Source organism: Pseudomonas sp. IC_126, from assembly GCF_004331835.1.
In the GTDB taxonomy this organism is placed as follows: Bacteria; Pseudomonadota; Gammaproteobacteria; order Pseudomonadales; family Pseudomonadaceae; genus Stutzerimonas.
Map to the genome: position 1 here is coordinate 356523 of NZ_SJSS01000004.1, position 16567 is coordinate 373089.

18 protein-coding genes are annotated in these 16567 nt (G+C 62.7%); 8 read left to right on the forward strand and 10 right to left on the reverse strand.

Annotated features, from left to right (window positions below):
* Positions 1 to 92: 92 nt before the first annotated feature.
* Positions 93 to 443 (reverse strand): MerR family transcriptional regulator, encoded by a 351-nt coding sequence (locus E0D86_RS14985; protein ID WP_131650833.1) that lies wholly within the window; start codon positions 441 to 443, stop codon positions 93 to 95.
* A gap of 72 nt (positions 444 to 515) precedes the next feature.
* Here E0D86_RS14985 and E0D86_RS14990 point away from each other — a divergent pair, with 72 nt between their 5' ends.
* Complete coding sequence (locus tag E0D86_RS14990) at positions 516 to 1334, forward strand: aminotransferase class IV family protein (RefSeq protein WP_131650834.1); 819 nt, start codon at positions 516 to 518, stop codon at positions 1332 to 1334.
* Positions 1335 to 1365: 31 nt separating this feature from the next.
* The gene (locus E0D86_RS14995) at positions 1366 to 2208 is read left to right on the forward strand and encodes an oxaloacetate decarboxylase (RefSeq protein WP_131650835.1); all 843 of its coding nucleotides are present in this window, start codon (positions 1366 to 1368) and stop codon (positions 2206 to 2208) included.
* Between the two features lie 650 nt (positions 2209 to 2858).
* Here E0D86_RS14995 and E0D86_RS15005 read toward each other — a convergent pair.
* The 3 genes from E0D86_RS15005 to E0D86_RS15015 all read right to left on the reverse strand — a co-directional run bounded on the left by E0D86_RS15005 (position 2859) and on the right by E0D86_RS15015 (position 5883).
* Complete coding sequence (locus E0D86_RS15005) at positions 2859 to 3554, reverse strand: anaerobic ribonucleoside-triphosphate reductase activating protein (RefSeq protein WP_131650836.1); 696 nt, start codon at positions 3552 to 3554, stop codon at positions 2859 to 2861.
* Complete coding sequence (gene nrdD / locus E0D86_RS15010) at positions 3551 to 3715, reverse strand: anaerobic ribonucleoside-triphosphate reductase (protein WP_131650837.1); 165 nt, start codon at positions 3713 to 3715, stop codon at positions 3551 to 3553. Before nrdD ends, E0D86_RS15005 begins: the two co-directional genes overlap by 4 nt.
* A 152-nt stretch (positions 3716 to 3867) precedes the next feature.
* Positions 3868 to 5883, reverse strand: coding sequence for a ribonucleoside triphosphate reductase (locus tag E0D86_RS15015; RefSeq protein ID WP_131650838.1), 2016 nt, complete (start codon positions 5881 to 5883; stop codon positions 3868 to 3870).
* A 231-nt stretch (positions 5884 to 6114) separates the two neighbouring features.
* On the opposite strand from E0D86_RS15015, the gene E0D86_RS15020 reads away from it, so the two are divergent.
* Together E0D86_RS15020 and E0D86_RS15025 are read left to right on the forward strand one after the other, a co-directional pair.
* A complete protein-coding gene (locus E0D86_RS15020; protein WP_131650839.1) occupies positions 6115 to 6792 on the forward strand; it encodes a Crp/Fnr family transcriptional regulator in 678 nt (225 codons plus the stop codon).
* Between the two features lie 96 nt (positions 6793 to 6888).
* Positions 6889 to 7284, forward strand: a complete 396-nt coding sequence (locus tag E0D86_RS15025; RefSeq protein WP_131650958.1) for a putative zinc-binding protein — start codon at positions 6889 to 6891, stop codon at positions 7282 to 7284.
* A 41-nt stretch (positions 7285 to 7325) separates the two neighbouring features.
* On the opposite strand, the gene E0D86_RS15030 is transcribed toward E0D86_RS15025, so the two are convergent.
* From E0D86_RS15030 to norR, 5 genes are all read right to left on the reverse strand, one after another.
* On the reverse strand, positions 7326 to 7823 hold the full coding sequence (locus E0D86_RS15030; protein ID WP_131650840.1) for an SCP2 domain-containing protein: 498 nt from the start codon (positions 7821 to 7823) through the stop codon (positions 7326 to 7328).
* Positions 7817 to 8707, reverse strand: coding sequence for a U32 family peptidase (locus E0D86_RS15035; protein ID WP_131650841.1), 891 nt, complete (start codon positions 8705 to 8707; stop codon positions 7817 to 7819). Before E0D86_RS15035 ends, E0D86_RS15030 begins: the two co-directional genes overlap by 7 nt.
* Before the next feature lie 14 nt (positions 8708 to 8721).
* Entirely contained in the window at positions 8722 to 9717 is a 996-nt protein-coding gene (locus E0D86_RS15040; protein ID WP_131650842.1) for a peptidase U32 family protein, read from the reverse strand.
* A gap of 473 nt (positions 9718 to 10190) precedes the next feature.
* The gene (locus E0D86_RS15045; protein WP_131650843.1) at positions 10191 to 10400 is read right to left on the reverse strand and encodes a hypothetical protein; all 210 of its coding nucleotides are present in this window, start codon (positions 10398 to 10400) and stop codon (positions 10191 to 10193) included.
* Between the two features lie 122 nt (positions 10401 to 10522).
* Positions 10523 to 12052 (reverse strand): nitric oxide reductase transcriptional regulator NorR, encoded by a 1530-nt coding sequence (norR, locus tag E0D86_RS15050; protein ID WP_131650844.1) that lies wholly within the window; start codon positions 12050 to 12052, stop codon positions 10523 to 10525.
* A 158-nt stretch (positions 12053 to 12210) separates the two neighbouring features.
* Between norR and ytfE the strand changes: the two genes are divergently transcribed.
* From ytfE to E0D86_RS15070, 4 genes are all read left to right on the forward strand, one after another.
* Complete coding sequence (gene ytfE / locus E0D86_RS15055; protein WP_131650845.1) at positions 12211 to 12882, forward strand: iron-sulfur cluster repair protein YtfE; 672 nt, start codon at positions 12211 to 12213, stop codon at positions 12880 to 12882.
* Between the two features lies 1 nt (position 12883).
* A complete protein-coding gene (locus E0D86_RS15060; RefSeq protein ID WP_131650846.1) occupies positions 12884 to 13396 on the forward strand; it encodes a DnrO protein in 513 nt (170 codons plus the stop codon).
* Positions 13397 to 13558: 162 nt separating this feature from the next.
* Entirely contained in the window at positions 13559 to 14242 is a 684-nt protein-coding gene (locus E0D86_RS15065) for a Crp/Fnr family transcriptional regulator (protein ID WP_131650847.1), read from the forward strand.
* Between the two features lie 123 nt (positions 14243 to 14365).
* Entirely contained in the window at positions 14366 to 14557 is a 192-nt protein-coding gene (locus E0D86_RS15070; RefSeq protein ID WP_131650848.1) for a DnrP protein, read from the forward strand.
* 95 nt (positions 14558 to 14652) lie between these two features.
* Here E0D86_RS15070 and E0D86_RS15075 read toward each other — a convergent pair whose 3' ends face one another.
* Positions 14653 to 16497, reverse strand: coding sequence for a nitric oxide reductase activation protein NorD (locus E0D86_RS15075; protein ID WP_131650849.1), 1845 nt, complete (start codon positions 16495 to 16497; stop codon positions 14653 to 14655).
* Positions 16498 to 16567 lie beyond the last annotated feature (70 nt).

The following is a 16567-nucleotide window of genomic DNA, read 5'->3' on the forward strand; positions in this document are numbered from 1 at the left end:
TTTCGGCGAAGCGGTGAAGTGAGGTAGACGTTGAGATCGAGCGACTGCACTCGTCCAGCGGCGGATATTAGGAAGACACGCATGTTCGGATGTCATGACTCAACGTCACGCAGAAATTTCTTGAGCACCTTGCGGGTTTGCATCAGCTTGTTGGCCTTCTGGTCGATGAGATCCAATTGGTCACGTAGCGTTGTGCGCAGCTCATCGCATGGTTCGAAGACCAGACTCTCCCCTCGCAGGCAAGGCGCGAACTGCCTGATCGTCGCAAGCGTCATCCCTGCAGAGCCCAGAAGCTTGATCCGCTCAACCGTTTGCTCGTCAACCGGACCGTATTCGCGAAATCCGCCTTCCGTGCGGTGGGGCTTGAGAAGGCCCTGCGCTTCGTAATAGCGAAGCATTCGAATACTCACGTTGCTACGCCTGGATAGTTCACCAATCTTCATAGGCCCTTGACTCTAACAGCGCTGTCAGGTTTTAGAGTGCGTGCTCCGAATCAAAACCGCAGGAGCAACGCAATGTCTGTCCAAGCCGCTACTTACCCGACACTCATCAACGGTGCGCCAGCAACTGCTGATGACATGATGCCTCTGGCTTTCTCGGGGTTTGCGCATTTTACCGCCATGCAAGTCCGAAATCGGAAGGTCAAGGGATTGGATCTACATATGACCCGCCTGAAGCAAGCTACGCTCAGGTTGTTTGGCATGGCGCTGCCCGATGAGCACGTGCTTCGGAGTTTCCGCCTTGCGATTGCAAATGGCCCGGCGGATCAGTCGCTCACCGTCACGGTTTACTCTCCAGAAGGGGAGTTCACCGCCAAGAGCATGGAGGCGGAGCCCGCCATTCTTGTGCGCACAGACCTGCCGTTCAACGGTCCGTCAGGCCCGGTGCGCCTTGGCATCGTGGAGCATGAACGGTTTCTCCCATCTATCAAACACGTCGGCGAGGGAGCGAAAACCTATTACTTGCACCGGGCTGTCGAGCAGGGCTTCGATGACGCCGCGTTTACCGATCGGCACGGCAAGTTAAGTGAGGCGACGATTTGGAATCTTGTTTTTTGGGATGGTCGCTCCGTCGTTTGGCCCAAAGCGCAAATATTGACAGGGACCATGATGGGAATAGTTCAGCGCCAGTTAACCCGCCTTGATGTTCCGCAGCGTCATGAAGAAATCAAACCCGCCGATGTGGCGAATTTTTCAGGGGCTGCAATTATGAATTCTTGGACACCCGGGGTAGCGGTTACGGCTATTGGACCCAGCGCCATCGAAGAATCGAAGCCGTTCTTGGATTTGCTTCACAACGCTTACCAGGCTGAACCAGCATTCGTTGTTCCCTGACCCAGCCGCATGGCAACGAAAGGTAGTTCTTATGATCGTCCCAACTGTATCCGCAAAGCGCGATTCGTTTTGGAAGCTGCATGAGTCCGGATGCTTCGTGCTGCCCAATCCCTGGGATGCCGGCAGCGCGCAGCTGCTTGCAGGCATGGGATTCAAGGCATTGGCGACGACGAGTTCCGGCCACGCCTGGTCCTGCGCGAAGCCGGACGGATATATGAAGCGCGATGCCGTTCTGGAACACGTACGGAGCATGGTGCAGGCCACTCATCTGCCAATCAATGCGGACTTCGAAAGCGGGTTCGGCGAAGCACCCAGCGACGTTTTCGAAAGCGTACAGCTCGTCGTGGCAACCGGGGTGGCCGGTTTCTCGATCGAAGACTCAACGGGCGATACGCGGGCACCACTCCGGGATATCCAAGAGGCGGTGGAGCGCATCCGCGCGGCACGCAAGGCAATCGATGCAAGCGGCACCAACACGCTTTTGGTCGCTCGTGCGGAAAACTTCTTCGTGGGGCGCCCCAATCTTCCGGACACGATCAGACGTCTGCAAGCCTATGCCGAAGCGGGTGCCGACTGCCTGTATGCGCCTGGGATCAGAACCCTCGATGAGATTGCGACTGTCGTCTCGGCCGTGGCGCCAAAACCCGTCAACATGCTGATTGGTTGGAATAGTGAACTAACGGTGAGCGAGCTATCGGACCTGGGAGTCAGACGAATCAGCGTTGGCGGAGCTTTGGCACGCGCGGCATGGAAGGGCTTTCATAACGCAGCTCAGGCTCTGGCAAATGGCCGGTTCGATGCTTTTCCAGGCTCACCAACGGCCGCGGCACTCAATCAGATTTTCCTTGGCGCTGCTCCGACGGATACACGATGACACCCGATTGCTCATCGTCGGCGAGCAGCCGCAACAGGGTCATTGGGTCAGTACGCTGCTGTTCGGCATGATCGCGCTGGCGATGGGCGCTTTCCAGTAGACGGTTAGCCCCTGGTTCATCACGCACCCTACGGGCCTCATCACCGAAGAGGCCCGGACTCGCCCGCGCAATACGGATGCTGGCCGGCGCGGTCATCTGGAGCCTCTTCTGGCATGGCAGGTCATCAGCCGCCACGGCGCCAACGGCCTGCGCCGACTGACCGCCTTTTGCCAGCGTAGGTCTGGGCACCGCAGTCGCCGGCTATGGTTGGTATCTGCAGTTCTGGGGCTGGAGCTGAGCACGGAGCCGGCCTCTCACTGCGACTGCGTCATCACCGTAGGGTGGGCCGGGCGGCACTCCGATTCAGCCCACCGATGCCACAACGGTGCGCCTGACAAAAAAGCAGAAAGACGGCAAGGCGAAAACAGTTTTTCTGTCACCCGGATGGCGGACGGCTGTCGACATGGTGGGCTGAAGCCCACCCTACTTTGCTGAAGATTGGCTCAAGCCCTCGTAGGGCGCGCACCGGGCACCTCGTACAAGCTCTTCGGCTGCGTCGTCATCCGTAGGGTGGGCTTCAGCCCACCGATGCCGCAACGGTCAGATCTCGTCACCCACGCAAGACGAACGTCGGAAACAGCTGCCCCATGCGATCCCAGAGTTTTTGCTGGTCGTACGACGGGCAGCTTTCGGCGAGCGTCTCGTCGAGCATCTTGGCGGTGCGTACGCATTGCACGGCGAAGCGCTCGACGCCCAGCTTGCGCAGGCGCTGCGCCATATCCCAGAGGCGTTCGGCATCCAGCAACTGCCAATGGACGGTCGTGCGGCATTCATGGGCGACGCCGCTTTCCAACAACGCCTCCAAACTCTTCCAGTTAGCAGCGCCGCTGCCTTCGATACCCGTGATCAGCGTGCTGTGTTCCGGCAGCGCCTTGATGTCGAAACCCACCCAGTCCACCAGCGGCAACACCTGACGAAACAGCTTCGGCTTGATGCCGGCGCTGTGCAGGCCGATCTTGAAGCCCATCTCCCGCACCTGGGCAATGGCGTCGGGCAATGCCAGCTGCAGCGTCGGCTCGCCACCGCTGAAGACAACCGCCTCGAGCAGGCCGGCGCGCTGCTCCAGGAAGCCGATAATTTCCTCCCAGGAGTTTTCCTGCGCGCCGCAGGCGGGGATCAGCTGCGGGTTGTGACAATAGCGACAGCGCCAACCGCAGCCCTGGCAGAACAGTACGCAGGCCAGATGATCGGGAAAATCCAGAGTGGTCAGGGGGACCAGCCCCCCGACCCGCAGGCTTGCCGTCACGCCGCGGCTACCCGGGCGGCCGCCTCGGTGAAATGCTGACGCTCATGATGCTCGGACTGCTTGCCGGGATTGAACGCAGTAACCGGGCGGTGATAACCCATGACACGGGTCCAGACTTCGCAGCGCTGGCGTTGGGCTTCGGGCAGTTGGGGGGCTTTCATGTGTCGCTCCTTTTTCTAACGGATGGGTGAAACGTTGCTCGTTCCTCACGCTCTACGTGGAAACGCTGATCACGCGGAGCGTCCTGCTGCAGGCTCCCACGCAGGAGCGTAGAAACCCTCTTTGAGGGACGCCCCGCCTTGCTCCTACACATTCACGCCGTGCAGCCGCAATCCGCCGACGCGTTGGCCAGCAGCACCTCGTCGCACTTGGGACAGAACTCGTGCTCGCCGCTCAGGTAGCCGTGCACAGGGCAGATGGAGAATGTCGGGGTGACCGTCAAATAAGGCAGCCGGAAACGACCGAGCGCCTTGCGCACCAGGTTCTTGCAGGCCTGGGCCGAGGAAATCTGCTCGGCCATGTACAGGTGCAGCACGGTGCCGCCGGTGTACTTGGCCTGCAGTTCGTCCTGCAGCGCCAGCGCCTCGAAGGGATCGTCGGTGAAGCCCACCGGCAGCTGCGAGGAGTTGGTGTAGTACGGCGCCTCGGCCGTGCCCGCCTGGAGGATGTCCGGGAAGCGCTTGCGGTCTTCCTTGGCGAAGCGGTAAGTGGTGCCTTCGGCCGGCGTGGCTTCGAGGTTGTAGAGGTGACCGGTTTCTTCCTGGAAGCGCACCAGCACTGCCCGCACATGGTCCAGCAGCTCGATGGCCAGGGCGCGGCCGGCCAGCGTGTGCAGGCCTTCGGCGTCCTCGGTGAAATTGCGGACCATCTCGTGCAGACCGTTCACGCCGATGGTGGAGAAGTGATTGCGCAGCGTGCCCAGGTAGCGCTTGGTGTAGGGATAGAGCCCGGCATCCATGTGATGCTGGATGACCTTGCGTTTGACCTCGAGGCTTTCCTTGGCCATCTCCAGCAGCGCATCGAGGTGCTCGTACAAGCCGCGGCGGTCACCCTGATGCAGGTAGCCCAGGCGCGCGCAGTTGATGGTCACCACGCCGAGCGAGCCGGTCTGCTCGGCGGACCCGAACAGACCGCCACCGCGCTTGAGCAGTTCGCGCACGTCCAGCTGCAGGCGGCAGCACATGGAACGCACCTGATTGGGCTGCATGTCCGAATTGAGGAAGTTCTGGAAGTACGGCAGGCCGTAGCGTGCCGTCATCTCGAACAGGCGGTCGGCGTTTTCGCTGTCCCAGGGAAAGTCGTGGGTGATGTTGTAGGTCGGGATCGGGAAGGTGAACACCCGACCCAGGCCATCGCCGGCCTGCATGACCTCTATATAGGCGCGGTTGATCAGTTCCATCTCCGCCTGCAGCTCGCCATAGGCGAAGGGCATCTCCTCACCGCCGATGTAGGGAATCTGCTCGCGCAGGTCCTCCGGGCATACCCAGTCGAAGGTCAGGTTGGTGAAGGGCGTCTGCGTACCCCAGCGCGACGGCACGTTGAGGTTGTAGATGAACTCCTGGATGGCCTGGCGGATTTCGCCGTAGCTCAGGTTGTCCTTGCGCACGAAAGGCGCCAGGTAGGTATCGAAGGAGCTGAACGCCTGGGCGCCGGCCCACTCGTTCTGCAGCGTACCGAGGAAATTGACCATCTGCCCCAGCGCGCTGGACAGATGCTTCGGCGGCCCCGCCTCGACCCGCCCGGGAATACCGTTGAAGCCCTCGTTGAGCAGGGTGCGCAGCGACCAGCCGGCGCAATAGCCGGCCAGCATGTCGAGGTCGTGGATGTGCAGGTCGCCCTCGCGATGTGCGGTGCCGATCTCCGGACTGTAGACCTCGTCCAGCCAGTAGTTGGCCGTGACCTTACCGGACACGTTGAGAATCAGCCCGCCCAGCGAATAGCCCTGGTTGGCATTGGCGCGCACACGCCAGTCCTCGCGCGACAGGTACTCGTTCATCGAGGAGGCAACATCGACGATGGCCTTGCGGTCGCGACGCAGCCGCCCATGCCGCTCGCGGTAGACGATGTACGCGCGCGCCGTGGCGTAATGCCCAGCCTCCATCAGCACGCGCTCGACAGCGTCCTGCGCCTGTTCCACTTCCACCACGCGTTGCGGCAATCGCGCCAGCACCTCGCAGGCCAGCAGTCGCGCAGTGGCCTGATCGAACTCACCGGTAGCGAGACCCGCCGCCGTGATCGCCGCACCGATTTTGTCCAGCTCGAATGCCACCAGTCGCCCGTCACGCTTGCGCAGCGAGACGGGCCAATTCTTATCGTCAACCCCAGGCATTACGCCTCCACACCATATCTAGTTAAAACAAATTAATGAACACAAGATGATGTGAAATGTAGTGACTTGAGCTCAGAAGCGAATTGACCATCGTCAATTCACCCAAGCTGTTTTCGAAAGCCGACGGATCGCTCCCGGCCGCGGATCTTGTCCGTGATCAAGGAAGGTCCATTACCCAGACTCATAGGATGCAACCTTCAACAACCCCGGACGCGTACCGGCGGAGGAACCATGCTCAGCGAAACGACACTTGTTGCGGAGCTTCGCCGCCACCACTTGTTCAGCCGCCTACCCGAGGCGGCTCTGCAGGAGGTTTGTGCTTCGGCCAATCTCAAGCGGCTGCCGGCCGGCGTCTCGCTGTTTCACCAGGGCGACAAGGCCGAGCGCTTCTACTTTCTGTTCAGTGGTCAGGTGAAGCTGCATCGCGTGGTGTGCGATGGCCAGGAAAAGCTGGTGGAAGTTATCCGCGGCGGTGAATCCTTCGCCGAAGCGCTGCTGTTCACCGGCACGCCGAACTACCCGGTCAGTGCCACGGCGCTCAAGGCCAGTCTCGTCGCCAGCCTGCACGGCCAGCATTACCGCCGGATGCTCGAAGAGCACCCCAGCATCTGCCTCGACATCCTCGCCACCCTGAGCATTCGCCTGCACCAGCGCATGAACGAGATCGACACCCTGACGCTGGCCAATGCCAGCCATCGCGTGGTGCGCTTTCTCTATCAATCGCAGGAGGACGACAGCGGCGTGGTCACGCTCGACGTGCCGAAGCGCCTGATCGCGTCCAAGCTGGGCATCCAGCCGGAGACCTTTTCGCGCATCCTGCACCGCTTGATCGAGTCGGGAATGATCAGCGTGCAACGTCGGCGCATCGAGATCCTCGATAGCCAGGGCCTGGCCGCCTACCAGGAGTGACCTGCGACCGATCGCCTCAGCTTCTTGATGATCGTCAAAGGCGCCAGCCGCCTCGGCCGCGATACTGACAATCGTCTTACCGAACTGGAGAACGCCATGTCGACGCCGCCACTTCCACTGGTCTATTCCTGCTCGGGCTGCTCCAACGTGGCGCAGCTGGCCAACACCCTCGCGGTGCGCCTCGACCGTGCCGGGCTGGCGGAGATGTCCTGCATCGCCGGTGTCGGCGGGCGGGTCAGCTCGCTGGTCAACAAGGCCAACTCGGGCCGCCCGATTCTGGCTATTGACGGCTGCCCGCTGCACTGCGCACGCGCCTGTTTGGCGCAGCACGACGTTATCGCCGATGTGCATATCACTCTCAGCAGCTACGGCCTGCGCAAGCGCTATCGTGAAGACTGCTCCGAGTCAGAAGCCGATGCGCTGTTCGAGGACATGTGCAGCATCATCGCCAGCGACCGCATGAAGCCGCGCCCCCGGCTGTACTCGGTCTAGCCATTCCCCACCTCTGCGCCGCTGCCGGAGCGGCGCAGTACTCAGCAGAAGCCCGCAGGCTGCGCCCGGCCCGCCTGTGCCACTTCCTCTCCGGCACCCTGCAAAACTTTCCACAGCCAGGGCGGCAGCATGTCCGGGTCGAGGCTGTCGATCAGATTCTTGATCGACAGCCCCAACTCGGTATCGCCCTCGATCACCAGCCGGCGGCGGAAGAACAGCGTGTCCGGATCTTCCTGACGGCTGGCCAGCAGCAAGAACTCCCGCCAGTTGCCGCGAATGGTGACCTGCACCGGCGCCTGTTCGGCGATGCGCAGCTTCTGTCGGTCGCAGGTCAGGCACCAGGCCAGCTTGAGGTCGACGACCTCCAGACGCATCCAGTGACCTTCCAGCGCTTCGAAGGCGCCCTCGGCCAGCGGCTCGGCGAAGACCTGATTGAGACTTCGTTCCAGCGCTATGCGTTGCAGGAGGAACGGCGTCCGTGCGGCTAGCGGCAGCAGGTGCTCGCTCAGTTTCAACAGGTGCGCGCGCGGCTTCAGCATAGTCCGGCCTCCTCTGCGCGCAGCATGCCCGGCTGGCCGTGCCAATAGCCATTGCAGCCGTCGACGGCCAGCGGTGGCAGACCGCCCTTGCGTACTGTATCGAAGGCCGCGATCACCTCGGACATCCCCGATGCACGTGGGCTCAGACGCAGCAGGTCAGCGCCGCTTTCCACCAATGCCGGATAGTCCGCCAGTAGATTGCTGACCGACGCCGACATGGTCTGGATACCGTTGATGGTGAACAGCGCCTCGCCTTCCTGGCTCAGCAACGGAATGCCTTCGGGGTAGTTCTGGCAGCAGAACTGGCAATCGTCTTTCGGCCGGTTTTCCGCGCGGGCGGTGAAGCAGCGCGCCGAGTAGGCCAGCGGCAGATGGCCGTAGGCGAAGATTTCGACCTCTGGAATCGGCACACCGAGCTGTGACAGCTGCGCGCGCGCATCCCTGATCATCGCCCCGGAGATTTCCACCGGCGGCACCCAGCGTTGCATGCCGCTCCTGACCAGCTCGGCCAGGGCATGGCCGTTGTAGAGATTCAATGCCGGACCACCGACAAAAGGCAGGCGTTTCTCGGAGAGGTAATGCACGGCGCCCAGGTCGTTGGCCTCCACCAGCAACTCGCCGTTGTCGCAGAGCCGGCGCAGGCTGGACAGCTCGGACGCCGCCTCGACGAGCGTCAAGCCGGATAGCACCAGTTGCGCCGTCGATTGCTGGCCCAGCTCACGCGCCAACCCGATCCAGTCGTCCAGCCCCATGTCGCGGCGCTTGGAGCAGACGGTCTCGCCCAGATAGATGACATCCAGAGGCGTGCTGGCCATGTCGGCATAAAATTCCAGTGTGCGCTGGCGATCCCAGTAAAACAGCACGGGGCCGAGGCTGAGTTTCATGGTTGGTTCCTCGTTCATTGCCAGGCCCGGTGATAGGCGCCGAGCGTCGTTTGCGAACCCTCGGACAAGCCATCGAGCACCTCGCGCCAGCCGGGCTGGACGGCATAACGCTGCGGCGCCTGCAGGTAGGCATCCAGCGCCGCACGCCAGACGCGAGTCACCTGCTCGACATAGGCCGGGCTGCGCTGGCGGCCTTCGATTTTCATCGCGGTGACGCCGATGCTGGCAAGTTCGGGTATCAGATCAAGGGTGTTCAGGCTGGTGGGCTCTTCCAGCGCGTGGAAGCGCTCGCCGTTGACCATGAAGCGGCCCTTGCACAGCGTCGGGTAGCCGGCCGATTCGCCTTCGGCATAGCGATCGATGAGGACGTTGTTCAATCGTGACGTAAGCCCTTCGGGCTCCTCGCTCCAGCGCACCGCCTTGGCTGGCGAGCAGACCCCGCACAGGTTCGGCGACTCGCCGGTGAGGTACGAGGACAGATGGCAGCGTCCTTCGGCCATGATGCACAGGCTGCCAAAGGCGAAGACCTCGATCGGCACCGGGCTGCTGGCCGCGACCTGCTTGACCTGCTTGAGCGACAAAACCCGTGGCAGTACGGCGCGCTTGATGTTGTAGCGCTGTTGGTAAAAGGCCAGCGCCGCCGCGTTGGTCGCCGAGCCTTGAACGGACAGGTGCAGATTGAGCTGCGGATGACGCTTGGCGGCATAGCCCAGCACGCCGGGGTCGGCGGCGATCAGCGCGTCGACACCCAGGTCGGCGGCCTGGTCCACCGCGCGCTGCCAGCGCGACCAGCCCTGCGGCTGGGCATAGGTGTTGACGGCGACGTAGAGCTGCCGGCGTTTCTCGCGGATCAGCTGTAAGCCCTTGTCGAGCTGCTTCTCATCCAGATTGAGTCCGGCAAAATGGCGGGCGTTGGTGTCGTCTCGAAAACCGACATAGATGGCATCGGCGCCCTGCTGGACGGCGGCCTTCAGCGCGGGCAGGCTTCCTGCCGGGCAGACCAGGTGCATGGCAACTCCTAGACATTCGGATACATGCGCGCCGTGCCGGCGGCAACGGCGCCCGTCCAGGGAGGACGGAAAGCCGGCAGTCTAGGTAGATGACCGAAGGTCGGCATTGATGAAGGTCAAGGTAGCCGCGGCGCGGCAGTGCGGATGATTCGTCGACATATTGAGCGCCACCGGTGGGCTAAAGCCCACCCTACAAGGCTGTCGAGACATGCGCTTCGTAGGCGGAATTTATTCCGCCGTTACACCGCCGGTGGGCTAAAGCCCACCCTACAAAGGCAACGTCAAGCTTCCAACTCGTAGGGTGGGCCGGGTGGCGTTCCGCTTCAGCCCACCAGTGAGCTATGGCGCATCTGTAGCTCTAAAGGTAGGGACTTCAGCCCTGCATGGCGGGTTGCACTCACCCTACGGCTGACCGTAGGAGCGGGCGTGATCAGGGCGCAAGTGCAAGAGCACGGCCGTCCAGCCTCGGGCCTCTATATTCCCTCGTCGCCTTCGAACTCCTCCGTGGCGCGCGCCACCATTTGCCGCCAGGCACCCGATTCTTCGGCCAACAACCGCATGGCCTGGAGGCTGGCGATGAAGGCCTGTTGATAATGCTGCGGGTTGTTCTCGCTGGCTGCACGTTCCGCATGGGCCAGGGCCTCGGTCAGCAACGCGTCGAACTGGTCATGGTCCAGGGCCATGGAAATCTCCTTAATGGGTAATGGTCTGCAGCTTAGACCACCAGGCAATCGGGACGACTCGCGCCGATCGGCGGCACGCGTCCGACGCGTGCGCAGCCCTTGGTCCAACCCGTGCCCGGCGGCTACTTCAGTTTCAGTCGCCTTGCCAGCTTGTGCAGGTTGCTGGAATCGACATCGAGCAACCGAGCCGCCTGCGCCCAGTTCTCGCCGCTGGCTTCCAGTGCTCGCACGATCGCCTGGCGCTGGGCGTTATCGACCGCTTCACGCAATGAGACGATTTCGACTTCTGTTGGCAGCGGCTGCGGGTCGGCGACCGGCGCGAGCGAGGCGGACTGCGTGCTATCCAGGTCGAGCAGGTCGGGCTCAAGCGTGAGAATTTCGCTGCGCGACGCGCCACGACTGAGCAACCGCAGCGCCGCACGGCTGATCACATGTTCCAGTTCGCGCACGTTGCCCGGCCAGGCATAGCCCAGCAGCGCACGCTCCGCGGCGGGCGACAGGCGCATGCTGCGCAGGCCCAGCCGGGCGCGGTTCAGTTCGAGGAAGTAACCGGCCAGGATCAGCACATCGTTGCCGCGCTCACGCAGCGGTGGGATCGGTGCCGGATAGACCGACAAACGATGATAGAGGTCGGCGCGGAAGTGCCCGTCACGCACGCTCTCGCGCAGGTTGCGGTTGGTCGCGGCGATGATCCGCACATCGACCTGACGCGGCTTGTCGGCGCCGAGCCGCTGAATCTCACCGTTCTGCAGGGTGCGCAACAGCTTGGCCTGAACGATCAGCGGAAGTTCGCCCACCTCGTCGAGCAACAGGGTGCCGCCGTTGGCCGCGTCGAAACGGCCAGGACGATCGGTAGTCGCACCGGAGAACGCGCCTTTGACATGGCCGAACAGCTCGCTTTCGGCCAGCGACTCGGGCAATGCGGCGCAATTGACCAGCACCAGCGGCTTGTTCCGGCGCCGCGAATGGCGATGCAGCCAGCGGGCGAACAGCTCCTTGCCGACGCCGGTCTCGCCCAGCAGCAACACCGGCAGTTCGGAGTCGGCGACCACTTCCAGCTCGCGCAGCAACTCGGCGATCACCTGACTCTGCCCGAGAATTTCGCCGTCGCCCGGCACCTGCGTGGTTTCCAGCACATCGCTGCGGGCCAGGCGCAGGCCGCGATTCTCGTGCTCCAGCCGGGTAATGCGGATCGCCGCTTCGATCACTAGGGTGTAACGCTGCAGGTCGCGCCGCGCCTCGTCATCGAAGGTGCCGGCGTGCAGCGCATCGAGGGTCAGCGCGCCCCACAACTTGCCTTCCACGAACAGGCTGACGCCCATGCAGTCGTGCACCGGCAAGGGTTCGCCGACATGCTCGTCGAGCAGGCCATCGTAGGGGTCGGGTAATCGACTGTCGGGTTCGAACCAAGCGGGTTCGCGCTGCGAAAGAATGGCGGCGAGCCGCGGATGCTGGGCTACGACGAAGCGCCGGCCAAGGGCCTCCTGCACCAGCCCCACCGCCGCCAGCGGACGCAGCGTGTCCTCGTCGAGGCGCAGCAACACCACCGCGCCACAGCGAAAGCGCTCATGCAGCGTATGCACCAGTCGTTGCAGGCGAACGGCGTTCGGCAATTCGGTAACGAGGTCGGCCAGCAGCGCTTCTTCCATCATGGTTACAAATACCCTCAAGGTTTTTTAAACCCTAAACCGCTCAGGTCATTTTCACCAGCACGGATTTTTTCAACCTAAAAATCAATGAGTTGCGTCATGGCACAAGGCTTGCGCTAGTCCCGTCAACCTAATCCAGCCAACCCACACGGAACATCGCCATGACGACTGCGCTTACCGAGCAAACCCTGGGCACCTTGGCCTGCCTCATTCCTGGCGCCACGCGCGTGTTTCGCCAGTACAAGCTGGATTTCTGCTGCGGCGGCAATACCCCACTGCGCGACGCAGCCCAGCAGCGCAGCCTTGATGCAGAGGCGATCGCCGGCGAACTCGCCGCACTGCAAAGCGCTCCGACAGCCGAGCCGGATTGGCGGAGCGAGCCGGCCAACACCCTCATCGATCATATCCTCGAACGCTTCCATGAGCGCCATCGCGAACAGTTTCCCGAATTGATTCGGCTGGCCAGCCGCGTCGAGCAGGTGCATGGCAACAAGGCCGACTGCCCGATCGGCCTGGCCGAGCACCTGTGGACCATGCAGCAGGAACTCGAAAGCCACATGCTCAAGGAAGAGCAGATCCTCTTTCCGATGCTGCGACGCAATATCCAGTTGCCGCAAACCCAGGGCCCGATCGCCGTGATGCGCTACGAGCACGATCAGCACGGCGCCGCCCTGGAGCGCCTGGCCGAGCTGACCCACGACATCACCCCACCGGCGAACGCCTGCAACACCTGGCGCGCGCTCTATCGTGGGCTGGAGGAGCTACGCAACGACCTGATGCAGCACATCCATCTGGAAAACAACATCCTGTTCGTCAACGCAGCGGCGCACTGATATGAAAGCAGTTATCCAACCTTTGGCATGGGGCGTAGCCATGGCGTCGATGCTGGCACTGGCCAGCGGCGTGGCACTCGATCTGGTCGTCGACAGCGCACAAGCCGCCACCCCTCACAACCACGGGCATGACGGGCACTCAGCTGCGGCACCGTCCATTCATGATCAGCAATGGCCGACCGACGCCGCCTTGCGCAAAGGCATGACGCAGCTGCGTGAAGCGGTGAATGTCGCACTGCCGGACGGTTCGGCATCCATCGACGCGCGGACGGCGAAGCAGCTGCAGACGGCGGTCGAAGACAACGTCTCCTTCCTGATCGCCCACTGCGAGCTGACCGAGCAAGCCGATGCCGCCCTGCATGGTCTACTGGCCGATTTGCTCAAGGGCGCCAAGGCGCTGGCCGAAACTGCCGAGCAGGAACAGGGCGCGCAGCTCGTCCTGGCTACGCTGCACCGCTACCCCGACGTGTTCGCCGCGCCGCATTGGAGCGAATCGGCAACAGCTGATCATTGAAACGATCCACGATGCAGCGTCGGTGCCGTTCGACCCGGACACTGGACTGCATCAATACTCGAGCCACGCGGCTGCGCTAGGCTCAGTACCGAATCAGCGCCGCGTTACCGCCTCAAGCAGGCAGGTTGCGGATGGCCACTATTAGAAAACAGGATGCCTTGCATGGTGCTTCATCGCGTACACAACCAGATTCTCCGTAGCCACCACCTGTTCGAACCGCTGAACGATCAGCAGATGGACGAGCTCATGAGCGCCAGCCAGCTGCTCAATCTCGACAAGGGCGACAACCTCTTTCATCAGGGCGAACCGGCTCACTCGTTCTACTTCGTGATTTCCGGCGCGATCAAGATCTACCGCCTGACCCCGGACGGCCAGGAGAAGGTCTTCGAGGTGATCGGCAATCGCCAGACCTTTGCCGAAGCGATGATGCTGATGGACACGCCCAACTATGTCGCCTCGGCCCAGGCCGTTTGCCCGAGCCAGGTCTATCGGTTCTCCAACACGGCCTACATGCGCCTGCTGGAAGCGAACCAGAAACTGTCCTTCGCCCTGCTCGGCAAGCTGAGCGTGCGGCTGCATCAGCGCATCAACGAGATCGAAACGCTGTCACTGAAGAACGCCACCCACCGCGTGGTGCGCTACCTGATGACCCAGCTGGCGCGGCTGAAGGGCGACGGCAACAGCTTCGAACTGCCGATGGCCAAGCAGCTGATCGCCGGCCATTTGTCGATCCAGCCGGAAACCTTTTCACGGATCATTCGCCGCCTGATCGACGAAGGAATCATCACCCAGGACGGCCGTCAGATCACCATTCTCGACCCCCAGCGTCTCGAACAGTTCGAGTGATCGGAGACGGGGCTCGGCGCCGTTCGGCTCAGCGCCAGCGGCTTTGACAGGCGGTTGATTGCGGTCAACCTCAATCGACCGCCACGCGTGGCAAGCTGGACCCGACGTAACGAGGACACCGCCATGCCCCTGTGCCTGTACTGCCAGCAGCCCAACCCACCGAAAGAAGCCGAGTGCAGCCACTGCGGCATGCCCCTCCCCGCCCACGCCGACACCGCTGGCGAACGGCGCCAACGCAAGTTCTTCTGGTTCTGTATCGGGCTCACCGTATTCTGCGCGGCGATGATCGTCTGGTTGCCGCGGCACCTTTTCTAGGCTGGTGGGCTGAAGCCCACCCTACTACCGGGGCCTCGTTGCCTCGTAGGGTGGGCTTCAGCCCACCAATTCCACGCAACACTTCCAGCTCTCTATCACCCCTTCGTCAACTGCTTGTACAGCTGCGGCAGGCGGAACGGCAGTTGTTGCGGTTCTTTGATCAGGGTGTAGCCGTTGGCGCCGAACATGTAGGGCAGGTAATCGCCGGCCTCCTGGTCGATGGTGATACAAAACGGCAGCAGGCCCTGGCGCCGGGCTTCGAGCACCGCTTCGCGGGTGTCTTCAACGCCGTAGCGGCCTTCGTACAGGTCCAGGTCGTTGGGCTTGCCATCGGTCACCAGCAACAGCAGCTTGCGCCGCTGCTTGCATTTGCCAAGCAGCTCAGTGGCCTGGCGGATCGCCGCGCCCATGCGGGTGTAATAGCCGGGCTTGAGCGCCTGGATACGTCCGCGCGTTTCATCGTCATAACGCTGGCGGAAGCTTTTCAATTCCTGCATGCGCACCTGCTGCCTGCGCAGCGAGGAGAAGCCGTACAACGCGAACTCATCGCCGACCGCCGACAGCGCTTCGCCGAACAGCAGCAAGCTGTCGGTGATAACGTCGATCACCTTGTGCTCGTCATCCAGGTGCGCATCGGTGGACATCGACAGGTCCGCCAACAGCAGACAGGCCAGATCCCGCCGACTCTGTCGCTGTTCCATGAATAGCCCACGCTCGGCGCACTGGCCATGCTGGCGCTCGACGTGGAAATCCAGCCAGGCCTGCATGTCCAGCTCGGAACCCTGCGGCTGGCCGCGCAGCCACTGCCGATCGTTGCGCAGGTGCTCGAATTGCCGTCGCAGCTTACGCGCCAGTGGGCTCAGGCGCAGCGGCAGGCCCTTGGGCTCCGAGCCGCGCGGCAGCATCATCTGCAGGCTGACGAAATCCTCCTGCAGGCGCTGCTTGCGATAGTCCCACTCCGGCAGCTTGATGCCTTCGCCCAGCGGAATGTCATCCACGTCCGACGGCGGCAAATCGAGGTGCAGCTTGAGACCACCGCCCTTGCGCATGCGCTGGCGAGACATGGCGATTTCATCGAGGTCCTCGGCGACGCGCGAGGCATCCTCGTTTTCGCTGTCGTCGCCCTGGCGATCCAGCTCGACGTGCTCGGACCAGCTGAACAGATTCTCCAGGCGAAACAACATCAAACCGCCCTTGCCGGTCGTTTCCTCGACCCGCTTGGCGCGTTTGCGCATGCCCTTTTGCTCAGTGGGTGGGGCTTGCAGGGTGTTGTCCTGATCCTCTTCGGCCAGCTCGGTGGCTTGCGGCACGCCAAGGTTTTCTGCCGGGTACAGCCACATTGGCAGCGGCCAGGGTGCCACTTCGCTGCGTGGAAACTGCGCGACACTGCCTGGCTCGCGCAACGCTTGGCAGAGCGCGCGCTCCAGCGCGGCCTCGGCGCGCGGCAGCGTGGCCGGGTCGGGACGCAGTTGCAGGTGTGCCTCGACCAACCGCCCGTAGCGTGGCCGCATGGCAGGGAAGCGCTGGAGAATCGATTGGGTCCAGCGCTGGTTGTCACGCGCCCAGTGGCGCATCTCGCCCGCCTGCGCTGCGAGCAGCGCCAGCCAGCGATAAAGATCCTGATTGAGTGAAACTTCCGGATAGACCGCAAGGCGTTGCGGCAGGCGCAGATTGCTCGCGTCGCACCAGGCGACCGGCAATTGCTTGCAGGTTCCGGCGACCTGTTGCAGCAGGTTGCGCCGCAACATCATGTCGCGCGCATTGGCAGCTTCCACGCCGATACCGCTGGCGCCACCCATGGCTCGGAACAGGACCGACAAGGGTCGCTGCATGCTTTCCAGCTCGACGCACGCCTCGGGAAAATCGGGACTGGCGCGGCGGGTGATGAAACGGTGCCAGACGCTGCCGACCCACTCTTCGACTTCGATGGTAAAGGCCATTGCGATCTCCGTAGCGCAGTTCGAACGAAGACGGCCCGCTGGGTCAGCCGGGCCGTCGTTCATCGTGCGT